Source organism: Blastococcus sp. MG754426 (genome assembly GCF_021699055.1).
GTDB lineage: Bacteria > Actinomycetota > Actinomycetes > Mycobacteriales > Geodermatophilaceae > Blastococcus.
Window position 1 is genome coordinate 18,357 of record NZ_SSXC01000015.1, and the last position, 19,495, is coordinate 37,851.

Consider the following 19,495-nt stretch of genomic DNA (forward strand, 5'->3'; position numbering starts at 1 on the left):
GGACCGCGGTCGGGTCACCGGCCCGCTGCCGCCGTCCGGATCCGGAGCGCCCGATGCCCGACGAGGGCTCCCTCCCCTCCCCCGCCCAGATGCGGCGGCGTCGACGGTTCGCGCACCACCTGCTGGTCTTCGCGACCGTCAACGCCGCCCTCGTGGTGGTCTGGGTCGTCGGCGCCCTCGCGACCGGCTCCTGGTTCCCGTGGCCGCTGGTACCGGTCGCGGTCTGGGGCGCGGTGCTCCGCCTGCACCGGCGCAGCGCCTACGCCGACCGGGACGCGGCCCACCGGGACCGCGCGTGACCGGGGACGTCGCGGCCGCCACCCCGGCCGGCCTGTCCTCGGCAGAGGTGGCGGGACGCCGGCCCGAGGGCGGGAACCGGCTGCCGGTGGAGGGACCGCCCCCACCGGTGCGGCTGCTGGCCGCCCAGCTGGTGCACTTCTTCGCGCTGCTGCTGTGGGCCGCCGCCGGGCTGGCCTTCGTCGGCGGCATGCCGGAGCTGGGCGTGGCGATCGCGGTGGTCGTCGTCCTCAACGGCGTGTTCGCCTTCGTGCAGGAGTACCGCGCCGACCGGGCCGCCGAGGCACTCCGGGACCTGGTGCCCCACCGGGTGACGGTCGTCCGCGACGGCGTGCGCCGGCAGGTCGACGCCGTGGACCTGGTCCCGGGCGACCTGGTGCTCCAGGAGGCGGGTGACCGGGTGGCGGCCGACCTGCGGGTGGTCGAGTCGCACGGGCTGCGGGTCGACGAGGCGCTCCTCACCGGGGAGAGCGAGCCCGTGGGCAAGGACGCCGGCGACCCCCTGTCGGCGGGTTCCTTCGTCGTCGAGGGCGAGGCCTCCGCCGTGGTGACCGCGATCGCCGGCGACACCCGCCTGGCATCGATCGCCCGCCTGACCCGCACGGTCGAACGCGCCAGGACACCGCTGGCGCGGGAGCTCCACCGCGTCGTCCGCACGGTCACCGTGCTGGCGGTGGGCATCGGCACCGTCTGCTTCCTCACCGGCACCTGGCTCGGCCTGCCCGCCGGCGAGGGCTTCCTCTTCGCGGTCGGGGTCACCGTGGCGCTGGTCCGCCGGCTGGAATCCGTGGAGACCCTGGGCTCCACCACCTTCATCTGCACCGACAAGACCGGGACCCTCACCCAGAACCGCATGGCGGTGGTGCGGGTCTGGACGCCGGCGGGCGACGTGGCGGTCGAGGGCACCGGTTACGAGCCGGTGGCCGAGGTCCGCGGCGTCGAGGCCGCGGTGACGGCCGCCGGTCGGCTGGCGCGGACGGCGGCCGCGTGCTCCACCGGCCGGGTCCACCGGGACGACGACGGCGGCTGGGTCGCGGTCGGCGACCCGATGGAGGCGGCGCTGGACGCGCTGGCGCGTCGGCTCGGCGTCCCCGGCACCGAGGCCGGCGCACCGCCGGGCGCCCGGCGGTTCACCTTCGACCCGCGGCGGCGCCGCATGTCGGTCTGGTCGGACGGCACGCTCGCGCTCAAGGGGGCACCGGACAGCGTGCTGCCCCGGTGCACCGCCCCGGGCGGCGCCGCCGACGAGGCGGCCCGCATGGCCGCCGACGGGTTGCGCGTGCTCGCCGTCGCCCGCCGCTGCGGCCCGCTGCCGGACGGTGCGGACGCCGACGCCGCCGAGCGGGACCTGGAACTGCTGGGCCTGGTCGGGCTGGAGGACCCGCCCCGACCCGGCGTCGACGAGGCGCTGAGCCGCTGCCGGACCGCCGGCATCGCCGTCGCCATGATCACCGGGGACTCGGGCGCGACGGCGACGGCGATCGCCCGCCGGACCGGGCTCTGGCGCCCGGGCAGCCGGGTGCTCGCCGGCCGGGACCTGCCGGCCGACGAGGCCGCGCTGGGCGAACTGCTCGACGCCGACGGCACGGTGGTCTGCCGCGTCGCGCCCGAGGACAAGCTGCGCATCGCCCGCGCGCTGCAGGCCCGCGGCCACGTCGTCGCCATGACCGGCGACGGGGTCAACGACGGCCCGGCGCTGCGCGCCGCCGACATCGGCGTGGCGATGGGCGTGAGCGGGACCGACGTGGCGCGCCAGGCCGCCGACCTCGTGCTGCTGGACGACCACTTCGCGACGATCGTCGACGCCGTCCGCCAGGGCCGGGCGACCTTCGCGAACATCCGCCGCTTCCTCACCTACCACCTGACCGACAACGTCGCCGAGCTCACGCCGTTCGTCGTCTTCACCGTCACCGGCGGCTCGGTGCCGCTGGCGCTCGGCGTGCTGCAGGTGCTCAGCCTCGACATCGCCACCGACCTGCTGCCGGCCCTGGCCCTGGGCGCGGAACCGGCCTCGGCCCGCGTGCTCGACGGCCCGCCGCCGCGCCGGCGGCTGGTCGACGGCGCCCTGCTGCGCCGGGCGCTCCTGGTCCTCGGGCCGGTCGAGGCCACCATGGCGATGGCCGCCTTCCTGGCGGTGCTGCTCCCGGCGGGCTGGTCCTACGGCGCCGAGGTCCCGGCCGGCACCCTGGCCGCCGCCTCCGGGGCGGCCTTCGCGGCGGTCGTGCTCGGCCAGTTCGGGAACGCGTTCGCCTGCCGCAGCACCACCCGCCCCGCGTGGCGGGTACCTCCGCGCACCAACCCGCTGCTGGCGTGGGCGGTCGCGGTCGAGCTGCTCGTGCTGGTGGCGGTCCTCGCCGTGCCACCGGTCGCCGGCCTGCTGGGCCAGGCCGTCCCTCCCCTGGCGGGGCTCGTGGTGGCGGTCGCCGCCGCGCCCGCGGTGCTGCTCGCCGACGCCGCGGTGAAGGGGGCAGCGGCGCGGCGGCACCGGGCCGGCGTCGGCTGAGCACCGGGCCCCGTCGCGCTCTGCCTGCGTGCTGCCCGGTGCGGCCGGTGGTCATCCGTCGGTGGGGACGTTGGTCGGCGCGGCAGGGGGTCCGGCGTCAGCGGCGCCGCCGCGCGCGACGGTCGATCCTGGGAGGACCGTGCCACCCCGAGGAGGGACCGTGCTCCCTGGCAGACCTCCGGACCCGCGGCGCACCGCCCGGGCGCTCCAGGACGCGGCCGTCGCCGCCCTCCTCGCACCCTCGGCGAACGGCGCCCGGCCGTGGCTGGTGCGGGTGCGACCGGGGTCGCTGGAGCTGCGCGCGGACCGCTCCCGCAGATCGTCCGTGCCCGACCGACGGGCCCGCGAGCCCCTGCAGGGCGCCGGGGCCGCGCTGCTCGACGCCCGCGTGTCCCTGGCCGCCGCCGGCCTCGCCGTCGAGGTGCGCCGCCTCCCGCTGGCCACGGATCCCCAGCTGCTCGCGGAGGTGTGCCCCGTCGCGGGGTCACCGGACCCCGCCCTCGCCGCCCTGGGCCCGGGGACGGCTCCGGTCCCCGCCGCCGGCGAGCCGTTGCCGGGCCCGCTCGAGCCCACCCCCGCCCGGCTGCCACCGGAGCTGGTGCGCGCGCTCGTGGAGGCGGCCTCGGCCGAGGACGTCACGCTGGTCCCCGTGGACCGCGAGGACCGGCTGCGGTTGCTCGCCGACCTCGTCCGGCTCGCCGAGCCCGGCCCGCGCGCCGGCCCCGCCGATCGTGCGGAGCCGGTGGACGTCAGGCCCGGCGCGGGGCAGACCGTGGTCCTGCTGGCCACCGCCCGGGACGACGAGCTCGCCTGGCTGAGGTCCGGCGAGGCGCGCCGGCGCGTGCTCCGCATCGCCGGCGCCCGCGGCTGGACCGGAGATCCGCTGCACCAGGTGGTCGAGGTGCCGGTGGTGCGCATGCAGGTCCGCTCGGCGCTGAGCTGGCACGCCCACCCGCAGGACCTGCTCCGCCTCGGCCGCGTCACCGCGCCCCCGGCCGGCACGGCGGCACGCGGCCGCGCCACCCCCTCGACGGGCTGATCGCGGGACCGGCCCGGTCAGGCGTGCAGGACGGCCGCGCCGCCGAAGCGGCCGTGCGCCAGGTCGGCCAGCGCACGGGGGGCCTCGGCCATGGGGTAGGGCACCGTCGTCGCGGTGATCCCGAGCCGGGCCGCCAGCCGGAGGAACTCCTCGCCGTCGCGGCGGGTGTTCGCGGTGACGCTGCGCAGGCGGCGTTCCTGGAACAGCTCCGCCGCGTAGTCCAGCCCCGGGACGGCGGAGAGCCAGATACCGGCGACGGCCAGCGTCCCCCCGCGGTCCAGCGCCCGCAGTGCGACGGGCACGAGCTCCCCGGCCGGTGCGAACAGGATGGCGCCGTCCAGCGGCTCCGGTGGCGCGTCGGCCGCCCCGCCGACGGAGTCCGCCCCCAGCGCCCGCGCGAGCTCCTGGTTGTGCCGGCCGCGGGTCAGCACGTGCACGCGCAGCCCCTGCGCGAGGGCCACCTGCGCCGTCAGGTGCGCACTCCCCCCGAAGCCGTAGATGCCCAGCCGCCCGCCGGGCGGGACCTCGGCGCAGCGGAGCGCCCGGTAGCCGATGATGCCGGCGCACAGCAGCGGTGCGGCCTGCTCGTCGGTCAGCCCGTCGGGCAGCGGGTGGGCGAACGCCTCGTCGACGAGGCACGCCTCGGCGTAGCCGCCGTCGACGTCCCACCCGATGAACCGGGGGGCCGTGCAGAGGTTCTCCCGCCCGTCCCGGCAGAACCGGCAGGTGCCGTCGGTCCGGCCCAGCCAGGCGACCCCCACGCGGGCGCCCACCGCGAACCTGCCGGCGCCCGGACCCAGCGCGTCCACCCGCCCGACCACCTCGTGCCCGGGGACGACGCCGGGACGGCGCGGCGGGAGGTCCCCCTCGACCAGGTGCAGGTCGGTCCGGCACACCCCGCAGCAGCTGACCGCGACGCGGACCTGGCCCGGGCCCGGCTCGGGCAGCGGCTTCTCGACGCGGCGCAGCGGCACCCGGTCGACGGGCGCCGGTGCGTCGAGCACCCACGCGAGCACCGCGACCGGCTCAGCCCTGGGTGGCGGCGGCGGCCATGGCCGGCCCGGCCGCCTCCTCGGTCCGCGGCGGGTGCACCACCATGACCGGGCACTCCGCCCGGACGACGGTGCGCAGCGCCACCGACCCGAGCACGATCCCGGCCAGCCGGCTCCGGCTGCGGCTGCCCACCACGAGCAGCGCGGCCCCTCGCGCCCGGTCGACCAGCACGTCGTCGGCCGGCCCGATGCCGGCCACCACCCGGACGTCCTCGCCGCGGGACGTGTCGAGCACCTCGTCGGCGACCTGCCGCCCGAACCGCTCGGCGTCCTCGCGCAACTCCCGCTCCGACGGACCGCTGTACGGCGCGAACTCCGTCCAGGTGTCCACCGGCGTGCTCGCGACCACGACCTCCAGCCGGCCACCGCGACGCCGCGCCTCCTCGGCACCCCGCCGCAGGGCGGCCCGGCCGGCGGTCGAGTCGTCCAGCCCCACGACGACGCGGTCGTCGTGGGGCTGGTCCGCGGACCGGACCACGACCACGGGGCAGCGGGCGTGGACCGAGCACTGGAGCGCCACCGAGCCGAGCACGGTGCTGCGCACGGCGCCCCGCCCGCGGCTGCCGACGACGAGCAGCTCGGCCCCGTCCGACCACCGCACCAGCTCCTCGGCCGCCCGCCCGGCCACCACGTGCAGGTCGACGGGTACGTCACCGTCCGGCTGCGCCGTCGCCCGCCGCACGTCGTCGAGGAAGGCCCGGGCCCTGGCCGCGGTCTCCGCGCGCATGCTCTCGACGTGCCCCTCCTCCAGGAGGTAGGCGTCCCCCCAGACGAAGTCCACCGGGAAGGTGGTCACCACGTCGAGAGCGGCCGAGCGACGAGCCGCCTCCGCCAGGGCCCAGCCGAGCGCCCCGCGGGAGTGCTCGGACCCGTCGATGCCCACCACGAGGCGCGCCCGGTCGGAGCTCCCTCCGGGATCGGTCGGCTGCTGTGCGGTCGTCTCCGTCACCGGTCTCTCCTCGCTGTCGCCGTGGGTGGCCCGCCCAGCGTCGCCAGGTGGCCCGGCCGCGACCGCAGGCCGATGTCCCGCCACCGCGGGACGTTGGTCCCCCGGTCGACCGCGAGCGCTGGTACGCCGAGGAGCTCGTCGCCCGGTGCACGGCCCTCCCGCCGGGGCACGCTCCGGGGCCGGGACCCGCCGGCCACGGCGCTCAGCGCTGCTCGGCCCGCGCCGCCAGGCCCCGCAGCATCCGCTGCTCCATGACGTAGCCGACCGGCTCGACGAGGCGCCACAGCAGCGCCTGCGACCGGGGGTGCACGAGCCGCTGCCGCACGACGACCCGCGTGGCCCGCCCGCCCCGCTCCGGGCGCAGGACCCACTGCCAGGTCGCGACCGTCGGGTCCCCGGTCACCGCCCCGGCGCGGTGCGGGGGCCGCGGGTCGGCGCTCACCAGCACCAGCGCGCCGGGTGGCTCGGCGGTGTGCACCCGGAAGCACGGGTAGCCCTCCGGGCCGAGCCGGACCAGGTCACCGGGCTGCAGGCGCTCCTCGGCCGGCAGCAGGGTGCGCAGGCTGCGGATGCGGCAGCCGACCAGGTTCTCCAGGCCGTCGTAGCTGTACAGCCCGGCCCGGCCCTGACCGATCTGGGCGAGCCACGGCCAGACCCGCTCGACCGGCGCACCCACCGTCACGGCCCGCGTGTACCCCCGCACGGGTACCGGGACCAGGTCGTCGCCCGGCATCTCCCCGGCGACCTCGTCGGGAGTGGCGCCGCGCACCGCACGCCGACGGCGGAGCAGCGGGGAGCTGAGCAGCGCCAGCAGGACCCGGACGCCACCTCCCAGGACGTCGGCGAGGGAGCGGACGACGTCGGCGGACCCGCCCCCGACCACGGGTCCGGCGACGCCGCCGGCCGGCGCAGTCACGCCGGCACGGGCGGCGCCGGCCGGTCCGCCCCGTGCCCGGCCCCGACGGGCTCCGGCGCCCGGTCCTCCCGGGGGTGGACGACCATGACCGCGCCGAGCGCGTGCATGGCGCACTCCAGGGCGACCGACCCCAGGACCAGACCGCGCAGCACGCCGCGCCCGCGGCTGCCGACGACCAGCAGGTCGTCTGCCCCGGCGGCCGCCACCAGCACCTCGGCGGCGCGCCCCTGCACGACCGTCGTCCGCACGTGCGGCACCACGCGGCCCGCCGCTCCCCGCTCCGCCAGGACCGCGTCCACCGTCGCCCGGGTACGCGCCGCCAGCTCGTCCCGGATCCGCTCCGGCGACGGCACGACGGCCGTGGTCAGGTCGATCCAGAGGTCCTCGACGTCGAAGGCGACCACGACGTCGACGTCGGCACCGGCCCGCGCGGCCTCCTCCACCCCGGTGACCAGCGCCGCCCGGGCTCCCGGCGAGCCGTCGTCCCCGACCACCACCCGCCCCGGCGCACCACCCCCGGCGTGCACCACGACGACCGGGCAGGCCGCCCGCGTGGCGCAGTGCAGCGCGACCGAGCCGAGCAGCACGCTGCGGACGGCTCCGCGCCCGCGGCTGCCCACGACCAGCAGGTCGGCGTCCCCCGACCGCTCCACCAGCGCCTGCGCCGGCGGCCCGGGCAGCACCTGCAACCGGACCTCGACGTCGCCGGCACCCGGCACGGCCGCGACCGCCGGCGCCGACCGCGTGCCGGCCACGAGCGCACGGACCCGCGCCGCCGTCTCCTCGCGGATGAAGGCGACGTCGGGCAGCCACACCGGGGCCCCGCCCAGGTAGGCGACCTCGACGGCGTACCCGGCGACGACCTCCAGGACCGCACCCCGGCGGGCCGCCGCCGCGAACGCGTGGGTCAGGGCCGCGCGCGACGCCTCCGACCCGTCCACGCCGACGACCACCAGGGGTCGCTGCACCGCTGCACCGTCCACGCGCCGCTCCTCCGCTCGTGCCCGGCCGCTGCCCGGCAGGCCCCGACGATGCGCCCGGTCCCCGCCGTCGCCCCCGGGTCCGCCGTCCTGCGGACGGGGGACCAACGTCCCGTCGCATCCGGCCCCGCGGCCCTGCGGCGACCGGCGCCGCCGGCCCTAGCGTCGGCCCGACCGCCCCACCGACGCCTGATCAGGAGCGCATCGTGCAGGTACGCGACGTCATGACCCGCGGGGTCGTCACCGTCGGCCCGGACACCTCGGCCAAGTACGCCGCGGAGGTGATGGCCGAGCACGGCTACGCGGCGCTGCCGGTCGTGGACGGCGCCGACCAGCTCGTGGGCATCGTGGCCGAGGCCGACGTCCTGCGCGACCGGCTGCCGGCCGACCCGCGCCTGCACCTCCGCCGCGACGACCCGGGGGGCTCCGCCCCGCCGCTGCTCGTGCGCGGCGTCATGACGCAGGGGGTGCGCACGGTGGACGAGGGCGCCGACGTCTCCGACGTCGCCCGCCTGTTCGTCGACGACCGCCTGCGCAGCGTCCCGGTCCTGGCGAACGGGCGGCTGGTCGGCATCGTGAGCCGCCGCGACCTCCTGCACGCGCTGGTGCGCCCGGACCCGGACATCGCGCGCGACCTCGCCCGCCTCGTCGAGGGGTACACCGGCGACCTGGGCGACTGGGACGTCGCGGTCGTCGAGGGTGTGGCGACGGTCCGGCGCACCGCCGGCGTCCCCGAGCCCTCCGCGGCGGTGGAGGCGAACGCGCTGCGGGCGCTGGCCCGGACCGTGCCGGGCGTCGTCGGGGTCCGGGTGCTCCCGTCCCCGAGCGGGGACGACGGGCACCGCGGGAACCCGGTCGACGCGGACGCCACCACCTGAGCTCCCGGCCCGGCTGGAAGGACCTCCCATGACCACCTCCCCGCACCCCCGCCCCGTCGTCGTGGGTGTCGACGCCTCGGAGGCGGCGCTGCACGCCGTGGCCTTCGCCGCGGACGAGGCCCGGCGGCGCGGCGCACCCCTGTCCCTCGTGCACGCCCTGACCTGGCCCTTCGGCGGGTTCAGCGACGCGAACGCGAGCCCGGAGGTGCAGTCGCTCGTCCGCGCCGCCGCGGAGGAGGTCCTCGGCGCCGCCGCAGGCGGTGCCGGGGGCGGTGTGGAGGTCACCGCCTCGCTGGCCGACGGCGACCCCGTGCACGCCCTGCGCGAGGCCGCGGCCACCGCCCAGCTCCTGGTGGTCGGCAGCCGGGGGGCCGGCGGCGTGACCGGGCTGCTCGTGGGGTCGACGGCAGCCGGGGTCGTCGGCCACGTGGCCTGCCCGGTGGTGGTCCTGCCGGACCCCGCCGCTGCCGTCGTCCGGCCACGCCGGTCCGTGGTCGTGGGCGTCCGCGGCGCCCCCGACGACGACGAGGTGCTGGACTTCGCCTTCGCCGCGGCGGCCGCGCGCGGCACCGACCTCGTCGCGGTGCACGCCTGGCAGGACGTCGTCCTCGAGACCGCCTACCGGTCGCTCAGCCCGCTCGCCGAGCAGGCGGGCGTCGGCGGCGACGCGCAGCGGGTGCTCGCCGAGGCGCTGGCCGGCTGGCGGGACAAGGAGCCCGGCGTGCCGGTCCGCGAGGTCGTGGTGCGGGACCGGCCGGCGCGGGCGCTGGTCGCCGCCGGCGCGACCGCCGAGCTCCTGGTCGTCGGGCAGCGTCGCCGGCGCTGGCCGGGCCCCACCACCCACGGTGTGCTCCACCGCGCCACCTGCCCGGTGGCCGTGGTCCCGCTCCGCGAGGAGGCGGACCGGTGAGCGGCTCCCCGCGCCGGGTGCTGGTCACCGTGGCCAGCCGGCACGGCGCCACCGCCGAGATCGCCGCCGCGATCGCGCAGCGCCTGGCCGGGGGCGGCGCCGGCCTGGTCGCCGTGCCGGTGCCCGTGACGCAGCGCCCCGACCCCGCCGCGTTCGACGCGGTGGTCCTGGGCAGCGCCGTGTACGTCGGCCGCTGGCTCGAGGCCGCCCGCGAGTACGCCGCCACGCACGCGCCGGCGCTGCGCACGAAGGCGGTGTGGCTCTTCTCGAGCGGGCCGATCGGCGAACCGCCCTTCCCGCGCGACCTCCCGCACGACGTGGAGCCGCTGACCTCCCTGACCGGGGCACGGGGCCACGCGCTGTTCCCCGGGCGCCTCGACAAGGCGCACCTCACGCTCGGGGAGCGGGCGATGGTCACCGCGATGCGCGCGCCCGTCGGGGACTTCCGGGACTGGCCGGCCGTCCACGCCTGGGCGGACGGCATCGCGGCCGAGCTGGCGTCCCCCGCCGCGGTGCGGTCCTGAGACCGCCCGGCGCGGGGATCGGAGGTGGGTCCGTGGGTGAGCTGTCCCTCCCGCCCGGGGTCCTGCCCGTGGGTGCCCGGGTGCTCGACGAGGACGAGTGCCGGTCGCTGCTCCGCACCGCGGAGGTGGGCCGGCTGGCGGTCACCACGGGTGCCCTGCCCGCCATCGTCCCGGTCCCGTTCGCGGTGCACGACGGCGCCGTGGTCATCCCGACGTGCACGGGATCGGCCCTCGTCCCCGCCGTCCGCGGCGCGGTCGTCGCGTTCGCGGTGGACTCCTACCGCCCGCGGGACCTCGGCGGCTGGGGGGTGAACGTGGTCGGCCCGGCTCGCGTGGTCGCCGACCCGGCCGAGGCCGAGGGCCTCGCGGCCCTCCGGCTCTTCCCGGATGCGCTGACCGCGGGACGGTGCTTCGTCAGCGTCCGCATCGGTCTCCTGAGGGGGTGGCGGGTCGAGGATGACCGCCTCGGTTGAGCGATCCGGTACCGCTTCGGCCCGCGGCGTCTTCCACCCCGCAGGCACCGGTGGCAGGCTGGGCCCATGGCGGAGACCGGGCCGGACGTGCAGGGCCGCTACGCCGTGCCGCCGGCCCGCCGTGGGAGTTCTGCGTCCCCGGAGGCCGCCGCCGCGCTGTCGGGGATGCGCCTGACCGAGCTGCTCGACGAGGTGCAGGAGCGGCTCGGCGTCGTCGCCCGCACCCAGGCGCGGGTGCAGCACCTGCTCGACGCCTTCCTCAGCGTGTCGACGGGGCTGGACCTGGACACCACGCTGCGGCGGATCGTCGAGGCCGCGACCGGCCTGGTCGACGCCCGCTACGGGGCGCTGGGCGTCCTCGGCCGGGACGGCGGCCTGGCCGCCTTCCTGCACGTCGGCATCGACGACGAGCTCGCCGCCCGGATGGGGCACCTCCCCGAGGGCAAGGGTGTCCTCGGGCAGCTCATCACCGAGCCCTACCCCCTGCGGATCGCCGACCTCCGCCAGCACCCGTCGTCCGTGGGGTTCCCGGACCACCACCCCGAGATGCGGACCTTCCTCGGTGTCCCGGTGCTCGTCCGCGGCGAGGTCTTCGGCAACCTCTACATGACGGAGAAGGCGTCCGGTGAGTTCACCGCCGAGGACGAGGCCGTGCTCACCGCCCTCGCCGGCGCCGCCGGGATCGCGATCGACAACGCGCGGTTGTTCGAGGAGGCGGAGACGCGGCGCCGCTGGACGACGGCGGTGTCCGACATCCGCGAGTCCCTGCTGGGCACCACCTCCCCGGAGGACGCGCTGGGCCTCGTGGCCGACCGGCTCACCGGGCTCACCGGGGCCGAGGCCACCTGGGTGCTCAGCGGCCCCGACCCGGCGGACGGCCGCTACACCGTGACCAGCCAGTGCAGCGTCCTGGAGCTGGAGGACACCGTCGGGGAGCGCATCCGGCCGGTGGACAGCCCGGTCCTCGGAGCGGTCGACGCGGCGGGGGCCGTCGCCTCCGTCGACCTCTCCGTGGTGGACTACACCGGGCCCAACGCCCACGTCCGCTGGGGCCCCTGCCTCGGCGTCCCGCTGCGCGGCTCGGAGGCCGGCCCGGCCGTCGTCGTGCTGGCCCGGCGGGCCGGGGCGCCCCCGTTCCCCGACTCGCTGCGACCGCTGGTCGGCGCCTTCGCCGACCAGGTGGTGGTCGCCCTGGACCTGGCCGCCCGGCAGCGGCTCTCCCGCCGGCTCGACGTCTACGAGGACCGCGACCGCATCGCGCGGGACCTCCACGACCTGGTCATCCAGCGCGTCTTCGCCGCCGGGCTGGCCCTCCAGTCGGTGATGCCGCGCGTCGCCGACCACGAGGCCCGTCGCCGCATCCAGGGGGTCGTCGAGCAGCTCGACGGCACCGTCCGCGACATCCGGACGACCATCTTCGACCTGCACACCACCGACTCCTCCGGGGAGAGCCTGCGCCGGCAGCTCCTCGACGTGGTCACCGAGACCGCGGGCGACGCCGTCCACGCCACCGTGCGGATGTCGGGGGCGGTCGACAGCCTGGTGTCCGGTGAGCTCGCCGCGGACGTGCTGGCGGTCGTGCGGGAGGCGGTCAGCAACGCCGCTCGGCACTCCGGCGGCCGGCACGTCACCGTGACGCTCGACGTCACCGACGACGTGGTCGTCGAGGTGGTGGACGACGGGCGCGGCATCGACGAGGGCGCGGCACGCAGCGGGCTGCGCAACCTGGCCGATCGGGCCCAGCGGCGGGGTGGCGCCGCCCTGGTCGCCGCGCTGCCCGACGGCGGGAGCCGGTTGCGCTGGAGCGCCCCGGTCCGCTGAGCCGGGCCGCGGTCAGCGCGGCCGGCCGCCGGGGGCCGCGTTGCGCAGCTCCGCGGCGAGCACGGCCGCCTGGGTCCGTCGCTCCAGGCCCAGCTTGGCCAGCAGGTGGGAGACGTAGTTCTTCACCGTCTTCTCGGCGAGGAACATGCGCTCCCCGATCTGCCGGTTGGTGAGACCTTCCCCGATCAGCTCCAGCACGGTGCGCTCCTGGTCGCTGAGCTTCGCCAGCGGCCCCGCGGGCTCGGCGGCGCGGCGCATCCTCTCCAGCACGGCCGTGGTCGCGGTCGGGTCGAGCAGCGAGCCGCCTGCCGCCACGGTGCGGACGGCGCTGACCAGGTCCTGCCCGAGGATCTGCTTGAGCAGGTAACCCGACGCGCCGGCCATGATCGCCTCGAAGAGCGCCTCGTCGTCGCTGTAGCTGGTGAGCATGATGACCTTGAGGTCGGGCATCCGGGACCGCAGCTCGCGGCAGACCGTCACGCCGTCACCGTCGGGCAGCCGCACGTCGAGGACGGCGACGTCGGGCCGGAGCGCCGGGACCCGGGCCAGCGCCTCCGCGGCGTTCTTGCCCTCGCCGACCACGGTGATCTCGCCGGAGCCCTCCAGGACGTCGGCGACGCCCCGGCGGACGATCTCGTGGTCGTCGACCAGGAAGACCTTGACGGGGCTGGGCTGCTCGGTGTTCACGCGACCATCCTGCGGGGTGTCCGCCCGTACCCGGGCGCGGCCGTCGGGCGGCACCGGCGGGCGCCCCCGTCCGGGCAACGCTAGGGACCCAGCGGCCGGGTGGCGCAGGGCCGAAGGTCCCGACCTCGCACCGCCGACCGGCGACGCGGGCAGGGCCCGCCAGCGGCCCGCCGGGGACCTCCGTCCCTCCCGGGCACGTGGCCGCTCGGGCACCGTGGCGCCATGGACGCACCGCTCCGGGTCACCGTCGCGCACGCCTCCGCTGCCGGGTCCACCGCCGAGGTGGCCGAGGAGATCACCGCCGTGCTCACCGGCCGGGGGTACCGGACGACGTGCCGGCCGGCCGGCCCGGACCTCGACCCGCACGACGCCGATGCCCTCGTCGTCGGCAGCGCGGTGCACGACATGGCGTGGCTGCCCCCGGCGCTGGAGTTCCTGGGCCGGGCGGCGGCCTCCGGGCGACCGACCTGGTGCTTCAGCGTCGGCGGCCTGGCCGAGCCGTACGGGAGCCGGCGCGCGCGGTTCCTGAGCGCAGGAGAGCTGCGACGCATCGAGCAGGGCTTCCCGCGCGGCTTCCGCCCTCGCGACCACCACATGTTCGCCGGTGTGGTGGACCTCGCCCGCGCCCCGCTGTGGGGCCGGGTGTTCTACCGCCTGACCGGGACGGGTGCCGGTGACCACCGCGACCGGCCGGCGATCCGGGCCTGGGCCGCCACGGTCGCCGACGGGCTCGACGACGCCGCACCGCGGCCCGGGGAGCCGGCGCCGCCCGGGCGACGCGCGGCACCGGACGGACCCCGCCCGCAACCGGGCCGATCGAGGAGTTGACGTGCTGACCACCCACCTGGACCGGACGACGGCCCGTGCGGCCATCGCGCTCGCCAACCGCGCCCCCTCGGTGCACAACTCGCAACCGTGGCGGTGGCGCATCGGGGACGACTCCGTCCACCTCTTCGCCGACCCCGGGCGCGCGCTCCCGGCCACGGACCCCGACGGCCGGGACCTCCGGTACAGCTGCGGGGCGGCGCTGCACCACCTCCGCGTGGCGCTGCTGGCCGCCGGCCTGGGCTCCACCGTCCACCGGCTGCCCGATCCGCACCACCCCGAGCACCTCGCCGCCGTGGAGCTGGCGCACGGGCGGCCGATGCCCCCGGACCTCGCGCTGGCGCAGGCCATCGAGCGGCGGCACAGCGACCGGCGGGTGTTCTCGACCTGGCCGGTCCCGCCGGAGTTCCTCGAGGAGCTCCGCGACGCGGCCGACGGCCAGGGCGCGCAGCTGCAGGTGCTCGAGGGCTCCGCGCAGCGGGACCTCGTGGCCCGCCTCGTCGAGCACGCCGGCGTCGAGCAGGCCCTGACCCCCGGCCTGGCGCAGGAGACGGCGACGTGGACCGGGCGGTCCCGCGGCGCGCGGGAGGGCGTCCCGGCGGCCAACGTGCCCGGCAGCCCGGACGGGGTGGTACCGGTCCGGCACTTCGGGGCCGGGGAGCAGGGCCAGAACGCCCTCGGTGAGGAGGAGTCCGACGGCACGGTGCTGGCGGTGCTGGCCACCCCGGCCGACGACCCGGTCGAGCAGCTCCGGGCGGGCGAGGCGCTGAGCGCCGTCCTCCTCACGGCGACCCGCCAGGGCCTGGCCACCGATCCGATCAGCCAGCCGCTGGAGGTGCCGGAGACGCGCGCGCGGCTGCGGGACGTCCTGGCCGACGGCGGGGAGCCCCACATGGTCGTGCGGCTCGGGTGGGCCCCGATCAGCGCCGAGCCCGTCCCGCGCACCGGCCGCCGCCCGCTGGCCGACACGATCGAGCCGCTGGACCACCCCTGGCCCCCGGGCCAGGGCTCCTGAGCACGCGGTGGGGGCCGCCGGACCGCTGGTCCGACGGCCCCCGCACGTCGTCACCTCCGGGAGATGCTCACCTTGAGCGCCTCGGAGGCGACCGGGTCGTCGAACACGTCGTAGGCCCGGGGCACCTCGTCGAACCCGAACCGGTGGGTCACCATGCGCCCGGCGTCCAGCCGACCGGCGCGCAGCATGCGCAGCAGCATCGGGGTGGAGGAGGTGTCCACCAGCCCGGTGGTGATCGTGACGTCCCGGATCCAGAGGTCCTCGAGGTGCAGTGTCGTGGGCCGGCCGTGGACGCCGACGTTGGCCACCCGCCCGCCGGGCCGCACGAGCTCCACCGCCATGTCGAACGTGCCGGGCAGCCCGACGGCCTCGACGGTGACGTCGGCGCCGAGCCCACCGGTGAGGCCACGCACCGTCTCGGCCACCGCGTCGTCGGGCGACAGCGCCAGGTCGGCGCCGAACGCGGTCGCCGCGGCCCTCCGGCTCGCCACCGGGTCGACGACCACGATGCGCTCCGGGCTGTAGAGCCCCGCGGTCATGACGGCCGCCAGGCCGATCGGTCCGGCGCCGACGATGACCACCGTGTCGCCGGGCCGTACCCCACCGTTGAGGGCCCCCACCTCGTAGGAGGTCGGGAAGATGTCGGCGAGCATGAGCGCGGCCTCGTCCGAGACGTCGTCGGGGAGCCTGTGCACGGAGCCGTCGGCGAAGGGCACCCGCACCGCCTCGGCCTGCACGCCGTCGACGGTGTGCCCCAGGATCCACCCGCCGCCGCCCTGGCACTGGCCGTACCGGGCCTCGCGGCAGAAGCGGCACCGACCGCAGGCGGTGATGCAGGAGACGAGCACCCGGTCACCGGGTCGCACGGTGCGCACACCGGGGCCGACCTCCTGCACCGTGCCGACCGCCTCGTGGCCCAGGACGCGGCCGCTGGCCACCTCCGGCACGTCACCGCGCAGGATGTGCAGGTCGGTGCCGCAGATGGTGAACGCGTCCACCCGGACCACCGCGTCCTCCGGGTCCTCGATGCGGGGGTCGGCCACCTCCTCCCAGGACCTCTTACCGGGGCCGTAGTAGACCAGCGCCAACATGTCCGTCTCCTCGTCGTCGGGGGGGGTGCCCGGTCAGTCCAGCCGTGGTGCCGGGGCCGCCACCACGTCCGCTCGTCCGTCGCCGGGGGGCCGAAGGTCCGGCGGCGCGCCCGGAGGGCGCCGGTCCGCTCCCCGAGGGCCCTAGGTCCGTGCCGGGCCGGGCCCCCGGACCCGGGTCGCGCGGGCGTCACCCCAGCAGGCTGGGGCCCGAGACGCCCCGGGAGAGGAGCAGCCATGCCAGGACAGGTGCGCACCCCGTCGACCGCCCGCCACCACGAGGTGCGGCGGTGACCGCCCAGGCGCCGGAGCGGACCGGGCTGGTCGCCCGGCTGGCCGACGTCCGGCTGGCGGACGTCGACCGGGTCGGCGGCAAGGGGGCCAACCTGGGGGCGCTGCTGGGCGCCGGTCTCCCGGTCCCGGACGGCGTGGTGGTGACGGCCGGCGCCCTGCGCACGGCGGTCGCGACGGCCGGGCTCACCGCGGAGCTGGCCCGGCGGCACGACGCGGCGCTCGCCGCGGCCCGGCCCGGCGCACCCGCCGCCGTCCGCGACGGCCTGGCGGGGAAGTGCCGGGCGGTGCAGGACCTGGTGCACCGTGCCGGGGCGCCCCCGGCCCTCGTGGCGGAGCTGCGCACCGCGTACGCCGCCCTCGGGGAGGACCCTCCCGTCGCGGTCCGCTCGTCCGCCGTCGGCGAGGACAGCGACGAGGCCTCCTTCGCCGGGATGAACGCCAGCTTCACCAACGTGGCCGGTCCCGATGCGGTGCTCCGCGCCGTCGTGGACTGCTGGGCCTCGGTCTTCGCCCCGCGGTCGGTCGCCTACCGGGCCGAGCGGGGCCAGACCGACGTCCCGGACCTGGCCGTCGTCGTCCAGCTGATGGTCACCGCCCGCCGGTCAGGGGTGGCCTTCACCGCCGACCCCGTCAGCGGCCGGCGCGACCGCGTGGTGGTGGAGGCCGCCTGGGGCCAGGGCGAGGTCGTGGTGAGCGGCGAGGTGGAGCCCGACACCTACGTGCTGGACGCCGCCGGTCCCCGGCTGCTGGGGGTGCACCGGGGCACCCAGCGGGTGCAGGTGGTCCGCGGTGCGGACGGGGCCGACCGCACCGCACCGGTCGATGCTGGCGGCCCCCCGGTGCTCTCCGAGCAGGACGCCGTCGAGGTCGCCGGCCTGGCCCTGCGGGTGCAGGCCCTGCACGGGCGGCCGCAGGACGTCGAGTGGGCGGCCGACGACGAGCGGTTCTGGCTGGTCCAGGCCCGGCCGGTCACCACGCTCGGCCGCGGTGCACCCGACCCGACCGGGGCGGAGCCCGGCACCGCGCCCCTGCTGCGCGGCCTGGCCGCCTCGCCGGGCCGCGCGTCCGGCCGGGTCCGGGTGCTGCACTCCCCCGGTGAGGGTGACCGGCTGCAGGACGGCGAGGTGCTGGTCGCCCCGCTGACCAACCCCGACTGGATGCCGGCCATGCGCCGCGCGGCGGCGGTGGTCACCGACAGCGGCGGGATCACCTGCCACGCGGCGATCGTCGCCCGCGAGCTCGGCGTTCCCGCGGTCGTCGGCACCCGGACGGGGACGACCGCCCTCTCCGACGGCACGGCGGTCACCGTCGACGGGGACGCCGGCGTGGTGCTCGCCGGCCGGCACGCTCCGGCCCCGGCGACGGCGGCGCCGTCCCGGTCGGCCGGGACGCAGGAGGCGGTGGAGACCACCGGCACCGGGCTGCACGTCAACCTCGCCGACCCCGGGCAGGCGGCCGCCGCGGCGGCGCTCCCGGTGGACGGCGTGGGCCTGCTGCGGGCCGAGCTGCTGCTGACGCGGGCGCTGCGCGGCCGGCACCCGTCGGAGATGATCGCGCGTGGCGAGGCCGACGAGGTGGTGGCGGCGCTGGCCGGCTCGCTGCGCACCATCGCCGCCGCCTTCGCCCCCCGGCCGGTCGTCTACCGCACCGCGGACCTGCGCTCGAACGAGTTCCGCGGGCTGGCCGGCGGGGCGGCCCACGAGCCGGTCGAGGACAACCCGATGATCGGGCTCCGCGGCTGCATCCGGTACGTCCACGACCCGTCCCTGCTCCGGCTCGAGCTGGCCGCGCTGGCGCAGGTCCGCGAGGAGTTCCCCGGCGTCGCCGTCATGGTCCCGTTCGTGCGCACCCGCTGGGAGCTGGAGGAGTGCCTGCACCTGATCGACGCCAGCCCGCTGGGGCGCCAGCGCGGCCTCCGCCGGTGGGTGATGGCCGAGGTCCCGTCGGTGGCGTACTGGCTGCCGGAGTACATCGGCCTGGGCATCGGCGGCGTCTCCATCGGCAGCAACGACCTCACCCAGCTGGTGCTCGGGGTCGACCGCGACTCCGCGGACCTCGCCGACCTCTTCGACGAGGCCGATCCGGCCGTGCTCGCCGTCATCGGCTCGGTGATCGCGACCGCCCGGCGGATGGGCGTCCCCTCGTCGCTCTGCGGCCAGGCCCCGTCCCGGCGGCCGGAGTTCGTCGAGCACCTGGTCCGGGCCGGCATCGGCTCGGTGTCGGTGGAGCCCTCCGCCGTCGGCGCGACCCGGCTCGCGCTGGCGGCCGCCGAGCGCCGGTTGCTCCTGGAGGCGGCCCGGCGCTCCCCGGGGGTGCCGGCGTGACCGGCACGGCGGTGGGCCGGCCCGTCGCCGTCGGCGTGGACGGTTCCGCCGACGCCTCGGCGGCGTGCCGCGCCGCCGGTGAGGAGGCGGTCCGCCGTGGTGTGCCGGTGGAGCCGGTGCTCGTCTTCCCGTGGCGCCCCGGCGAGCGCGTCCCCGGCCCCCGGGGCTTCGACACCCGCGCCGTCCTGCGGGTCGCGGCCGACCTCGCGCTGGACACCGCCGTCGACGAGCTCCGCCGGCGGCACCCGGGGCTCGCCGTGCGGCCGCGGCTGGTCGAGGGCGACCCCGTCGACGTGCTGGTCGGTGCCTCGCGGTCGGCGCAGCTGCTCTGCCTCGGCTCGCAGAGCACCGGCTCGCTCGAGGACGTGCTGCTGGGGTCGACGGCGGCGGGCGTGGTGCGCGGCGCGGCCTGCCCGGTCCTCGTCGTCCCCCGGCGGGCGGTCAGGACGGTCCGCGGCCGGGCCGGCGTCGTCGTCGGCGTGGAGGACGGCACGGACGACGACGTGGTCGCGGCCGCGTTCCGGGCAGCGGCCGACCGCGCGTGCGGGCTCGTCGCCGTGCACACCTGGCGGCACCCCGCCCCCGGGCCCGCCCACCTCGCGTTCGACCCCCTGGTCGGGGACGAGGCCGCGCAGCGGCGCGAGGAGGACCTGCTGTCCGATGTGCTCGCGCCGTGGACCGCGCGGTACCCGCAGGTCCCGGTGCGGCAGGTCGTCGAGCGCGGCCGCGCGGCGGAGGTGCTGCTGTCCGCCTCGCTGACCGCCGAACTGCTCCTGGTGGGACGCCGTTCCCGATGGGGCGGCGTGCTGGGCGGGCTGCGGTCCACGACCAACGCGGTGCTGCACCGCGCCGGGTGCCCCGTCCAGGTCGTGCCGACCGGCGCCCCGGCGAGGTCCCGGTCGACCGCGCCCGCGTGAGCG

At 77.9% G+C, this 19,495-nt stretch carries 18 protein-coding genes; 12 read left to right on the forward strand and 6 right to left on the reverse strand.

The features are described 5' to 3' along the window. The first annotated feature begins 53 nt into the window (after nucleotides 1–53). From E9549_RS07715 to E9549_RS07725, 3 genes are all read left to right on the forward strand, one after another. Nucleotides 54–299 (forward strand): 2TM domain-containing protein, encoded by a 246-nt coding sequence (locus tag E9549_RS07715; protein ID WP_236825953.1) that lies wholly within the window; start codon nucleotides 54–56, stop codon nucleotides 297–299. Beyond that, complete coding sequence (locus E9549_RS07720) at nucleotides 296–2,800, forward strand: cation-transporting P-type ATPase (protein ID WP_236825954.1); 2,505 nt, start codon at nucleotides 296–298, stop codon at nucleotides 2,798–2,800. Before E9549_RS07715 ends, E9549_RS07720 begins: the two co-directional genes overlap by 4 nt. A 160-nt stretch (nucleotides 2,801–2,960) precedes the next feature. After that, nucleotides 2,961–3,839: a hypothetical protein gene (locus E9549_RS07725; protein ID WP_236825955.1), complete on the forward strand. Its 879-nt coding sequence runs from the start codon at nucleotides 2,961–2,963 to the stop codon at nucleotides 3,837–3,839. A 17-nt stretch (nucleotides 3,840–3,856) separates the two neighbouring features. Here the strand turns inward: E9549_RS07725 and E9549_RS07730 are convergent, their stop codons facing one another. From E9549_RS07730 to E9549_RS07745, 4 genes are all read right to left on the reverse strand, one after another. Next, nucleotides 3,857–4,843, reverse strand: coding sequence for a zinc-dependent alcohol dehydrogenase family protein (locus E9549_RS07730; RefSeq protein WP_236825956.1), 987 nt, complete (start codon nucleotides 4,841–4,843; stop codon nucleotides 3,857–3,859). Between the two features lie 22 nt (nucleotides 4,844–4,865). Beyond that, nucleotides 4,866–5,840 carry a universal stress protein gene (locus E9549_RS23775; protein ID WP_236825957.1) on the reverse strand — a complete coding sequence of 325 codons (975 nt, stop codon included), beginning with the start codon at nucleotides 5,838–5,840 and terminating at the stop codon, nucleotides 4,866–4,868. Between the two features lie 202 nt (nucleotides 5,841–6,042). Next, a complete protein-coding gene (locus E9549_RS07740; protein ID WP_236825958.1) occupies nucleotides 6,043–6,756 on the reverse strand; it encodes a hypothetical protein in 714 nt (237 codons plus the stop codon). Further along, nucleotides 6,753–7,739, reverse strand: a complete 987-nt coding sequence (locus E9549_RS07745) for a universal stress protein (RefSeq protein WP_236825959.1) — start codon at nucleotides 7,737–7,739, stop codon at nucleotides 6,753–6,755. Before E9549_RS07745 ends, E9549_RS07740 begins: the two co-directional genes overlap by 4 nt. A gap of 203 nt (nucleotides 7,740–7,942) precedes the next feature. Here E9549_RS07745 and E9549_RS07750 point away from each other — a divergent pair, with 203 nt between their 5' ends. From E9549_RS07750 to E9549_RS07770, 5 genes are all read left to right on the forward strand, one after another. Next, nucleotides 7,943–8,614 (forward strand): HPP family protein, encoded by a 672-nt coding sequence (locus E9549_RS07750; RefSeq protein ID WP_236825960.1) that lies wholly within the window; start codon nucleotides 7,943–7,945, stop codon nucleotides 8,612–8,614. A gap of 28 nt (nucleotides 8,615–8,642) precedes the next feature. After that, the gene (locus tag E9549_RS07755) at nucleotides 8,643–9,524 is read left to right on the forward strand and encodes a universal stress protein (RefSeq protein WP_236825961.1); all 882 of its coding nucleotides are present in this window, start codon (nucleotides 8,643–8,645) and stop codon (nucleotides 9,522–9,524) included. Continuing rightward, nucleotides 9,521–10,048, forward strand: coding sequence for a flavodoxin domain-containing protein (locus tag E9549_RS07760; protein ID WP_236825962.1), 528 nt, complete (start codon nucleotides 9,521–9,523; stop codon nucleotides 10,046–10,048). The genes E9549_RS07755 and E9549_RS07760 overlap by 4 nt, the downstream gene beginning before the upstream one ends. 32 nt (nucleotides 10,049–10,080) lie before the next feature. After that, on the forward strand, nucleotides 10,081–10,521 hold the full coding sequence (locus tag E9549_RS07765; RefSeq protein ID WP_236825963.1) for a pyridoxamine 5'-phosphate oxidase family protein: 441 nt from the start codon (nucleotides 10,081–10,083) through the stop codon (nucleotides 10,519–10,521). A 66-nt stretch (nucleotides 10,522–10,587) separates the two neighbouring features. After that, nucleotides 10,588–12,342 (forward strand): GAF domain-containing protein, encoded by a 1,755-nt coding sequence (locus E9549_RS07770; RefSeq protein ID WP_236825964.1) that lies wholly within the window; start codon nucleotides 10,588–10,590, stop codon nucleotides 12,340–12,342. A gap of 12 nt (nucleotides 12,343–12,354) precedes the next feature. Here E9549_RS07770 and E9549_RS07775 read toward each other — a convergent pair whose 3' ends face one another. Next, nucleotides 12,355–13,029, reverse strand: coding sequence for a response regulator transcription factor (locus tag E9549_RS07775; RefSeq protein WP_236825965.1), 675 nt, complete (start codon nucleotides 13,027–13,029; stop codon nucleotides 12,355–12,357). A gap of 222 nt (nucleotides 13,030–13,251) precedes the next feature. On the opposite strand from E9549_RS07775, the gene E9549_RS07780 reads away from it, so the two are divergent. Beyond that, nucleotides 13,252–13,857, forward strand: coding sequence for a flavodoxin domain-containing protein (locus E9549_RS07780; protein ID WP_236825966.1), 606 nt, complete (start codon nucleotides 13,252–13,254; stop codon nucleotides 13,855–13,857). A 1-nt stretch (nucleotide 13,858) separates the two neighbouring features. Next, a complete protein-coding gene (locus E9549_RS07785; protein ID WP_236825967.1) occupies nucleotides 13,859–14,869 on the forward strand; it encodes a hypothetical protein in 1,011 nt (336 codons plus the stop codon). A 50-nt stretch (nucleotides 14,870–14,919) separates the two neighbouring features. On the opposite strand, the gene E9549_RS07790 is transcribed toward E9549_RS07785, so the two are convergent. Then, nucleotides 14,920–15,960 carry an alcohol dehydrogenase catalytic domain-containing protein gene (locus tag E9549_RS07790; RefSeq protein ID WP_236825968.1) on the reverse strand — a complete coding sequence of 347 codons (1,041 nt, stop codon included), beginning with the start codon at nucleotides 15,958–15,960 and terminating at the stop codon, nucleotides 14,920–14,922. A gap of 287 nt (nucleotides 15,961–16,247) precedes the next feature. Between E9549_RS07790 and ppsA the strand changes: the two genes are divergently transcribed. Both ppsA and E9549_RS07800 read left to right on the forward strand, forming a co-directional pair. Continuing rightward, complete coding sequence (gene ppsA, locus E9549_RS07795; protein ID WP_236825969.1) at nucleotides 16,248–18,575, forward strand: phosphoenolpyruvate synthase; 2,328 nt, start codon at nucleotides 16,248–16,250, stop codon at nucleotides 18,573–18,575. Continuing rightward, the gene (locus tag E9549_RS07800) at nucleotides 18,572–19,492 is read left to right on the forward strand and encodes a universal stress protein (protein ID WP_236825970.1); all 921 of its coding nucleotides are present in this window, start codon (nucleotides 18,572–18,574) and stop codon (nucleotides 19,490–19,492) included. The genes ppsA and E9549_RS07800 overlap by 4 nt, the downstream gene beginning before the upstream one ends. Nucleotides 19,493–19,495: the final 3 nt, after the last annotated feature.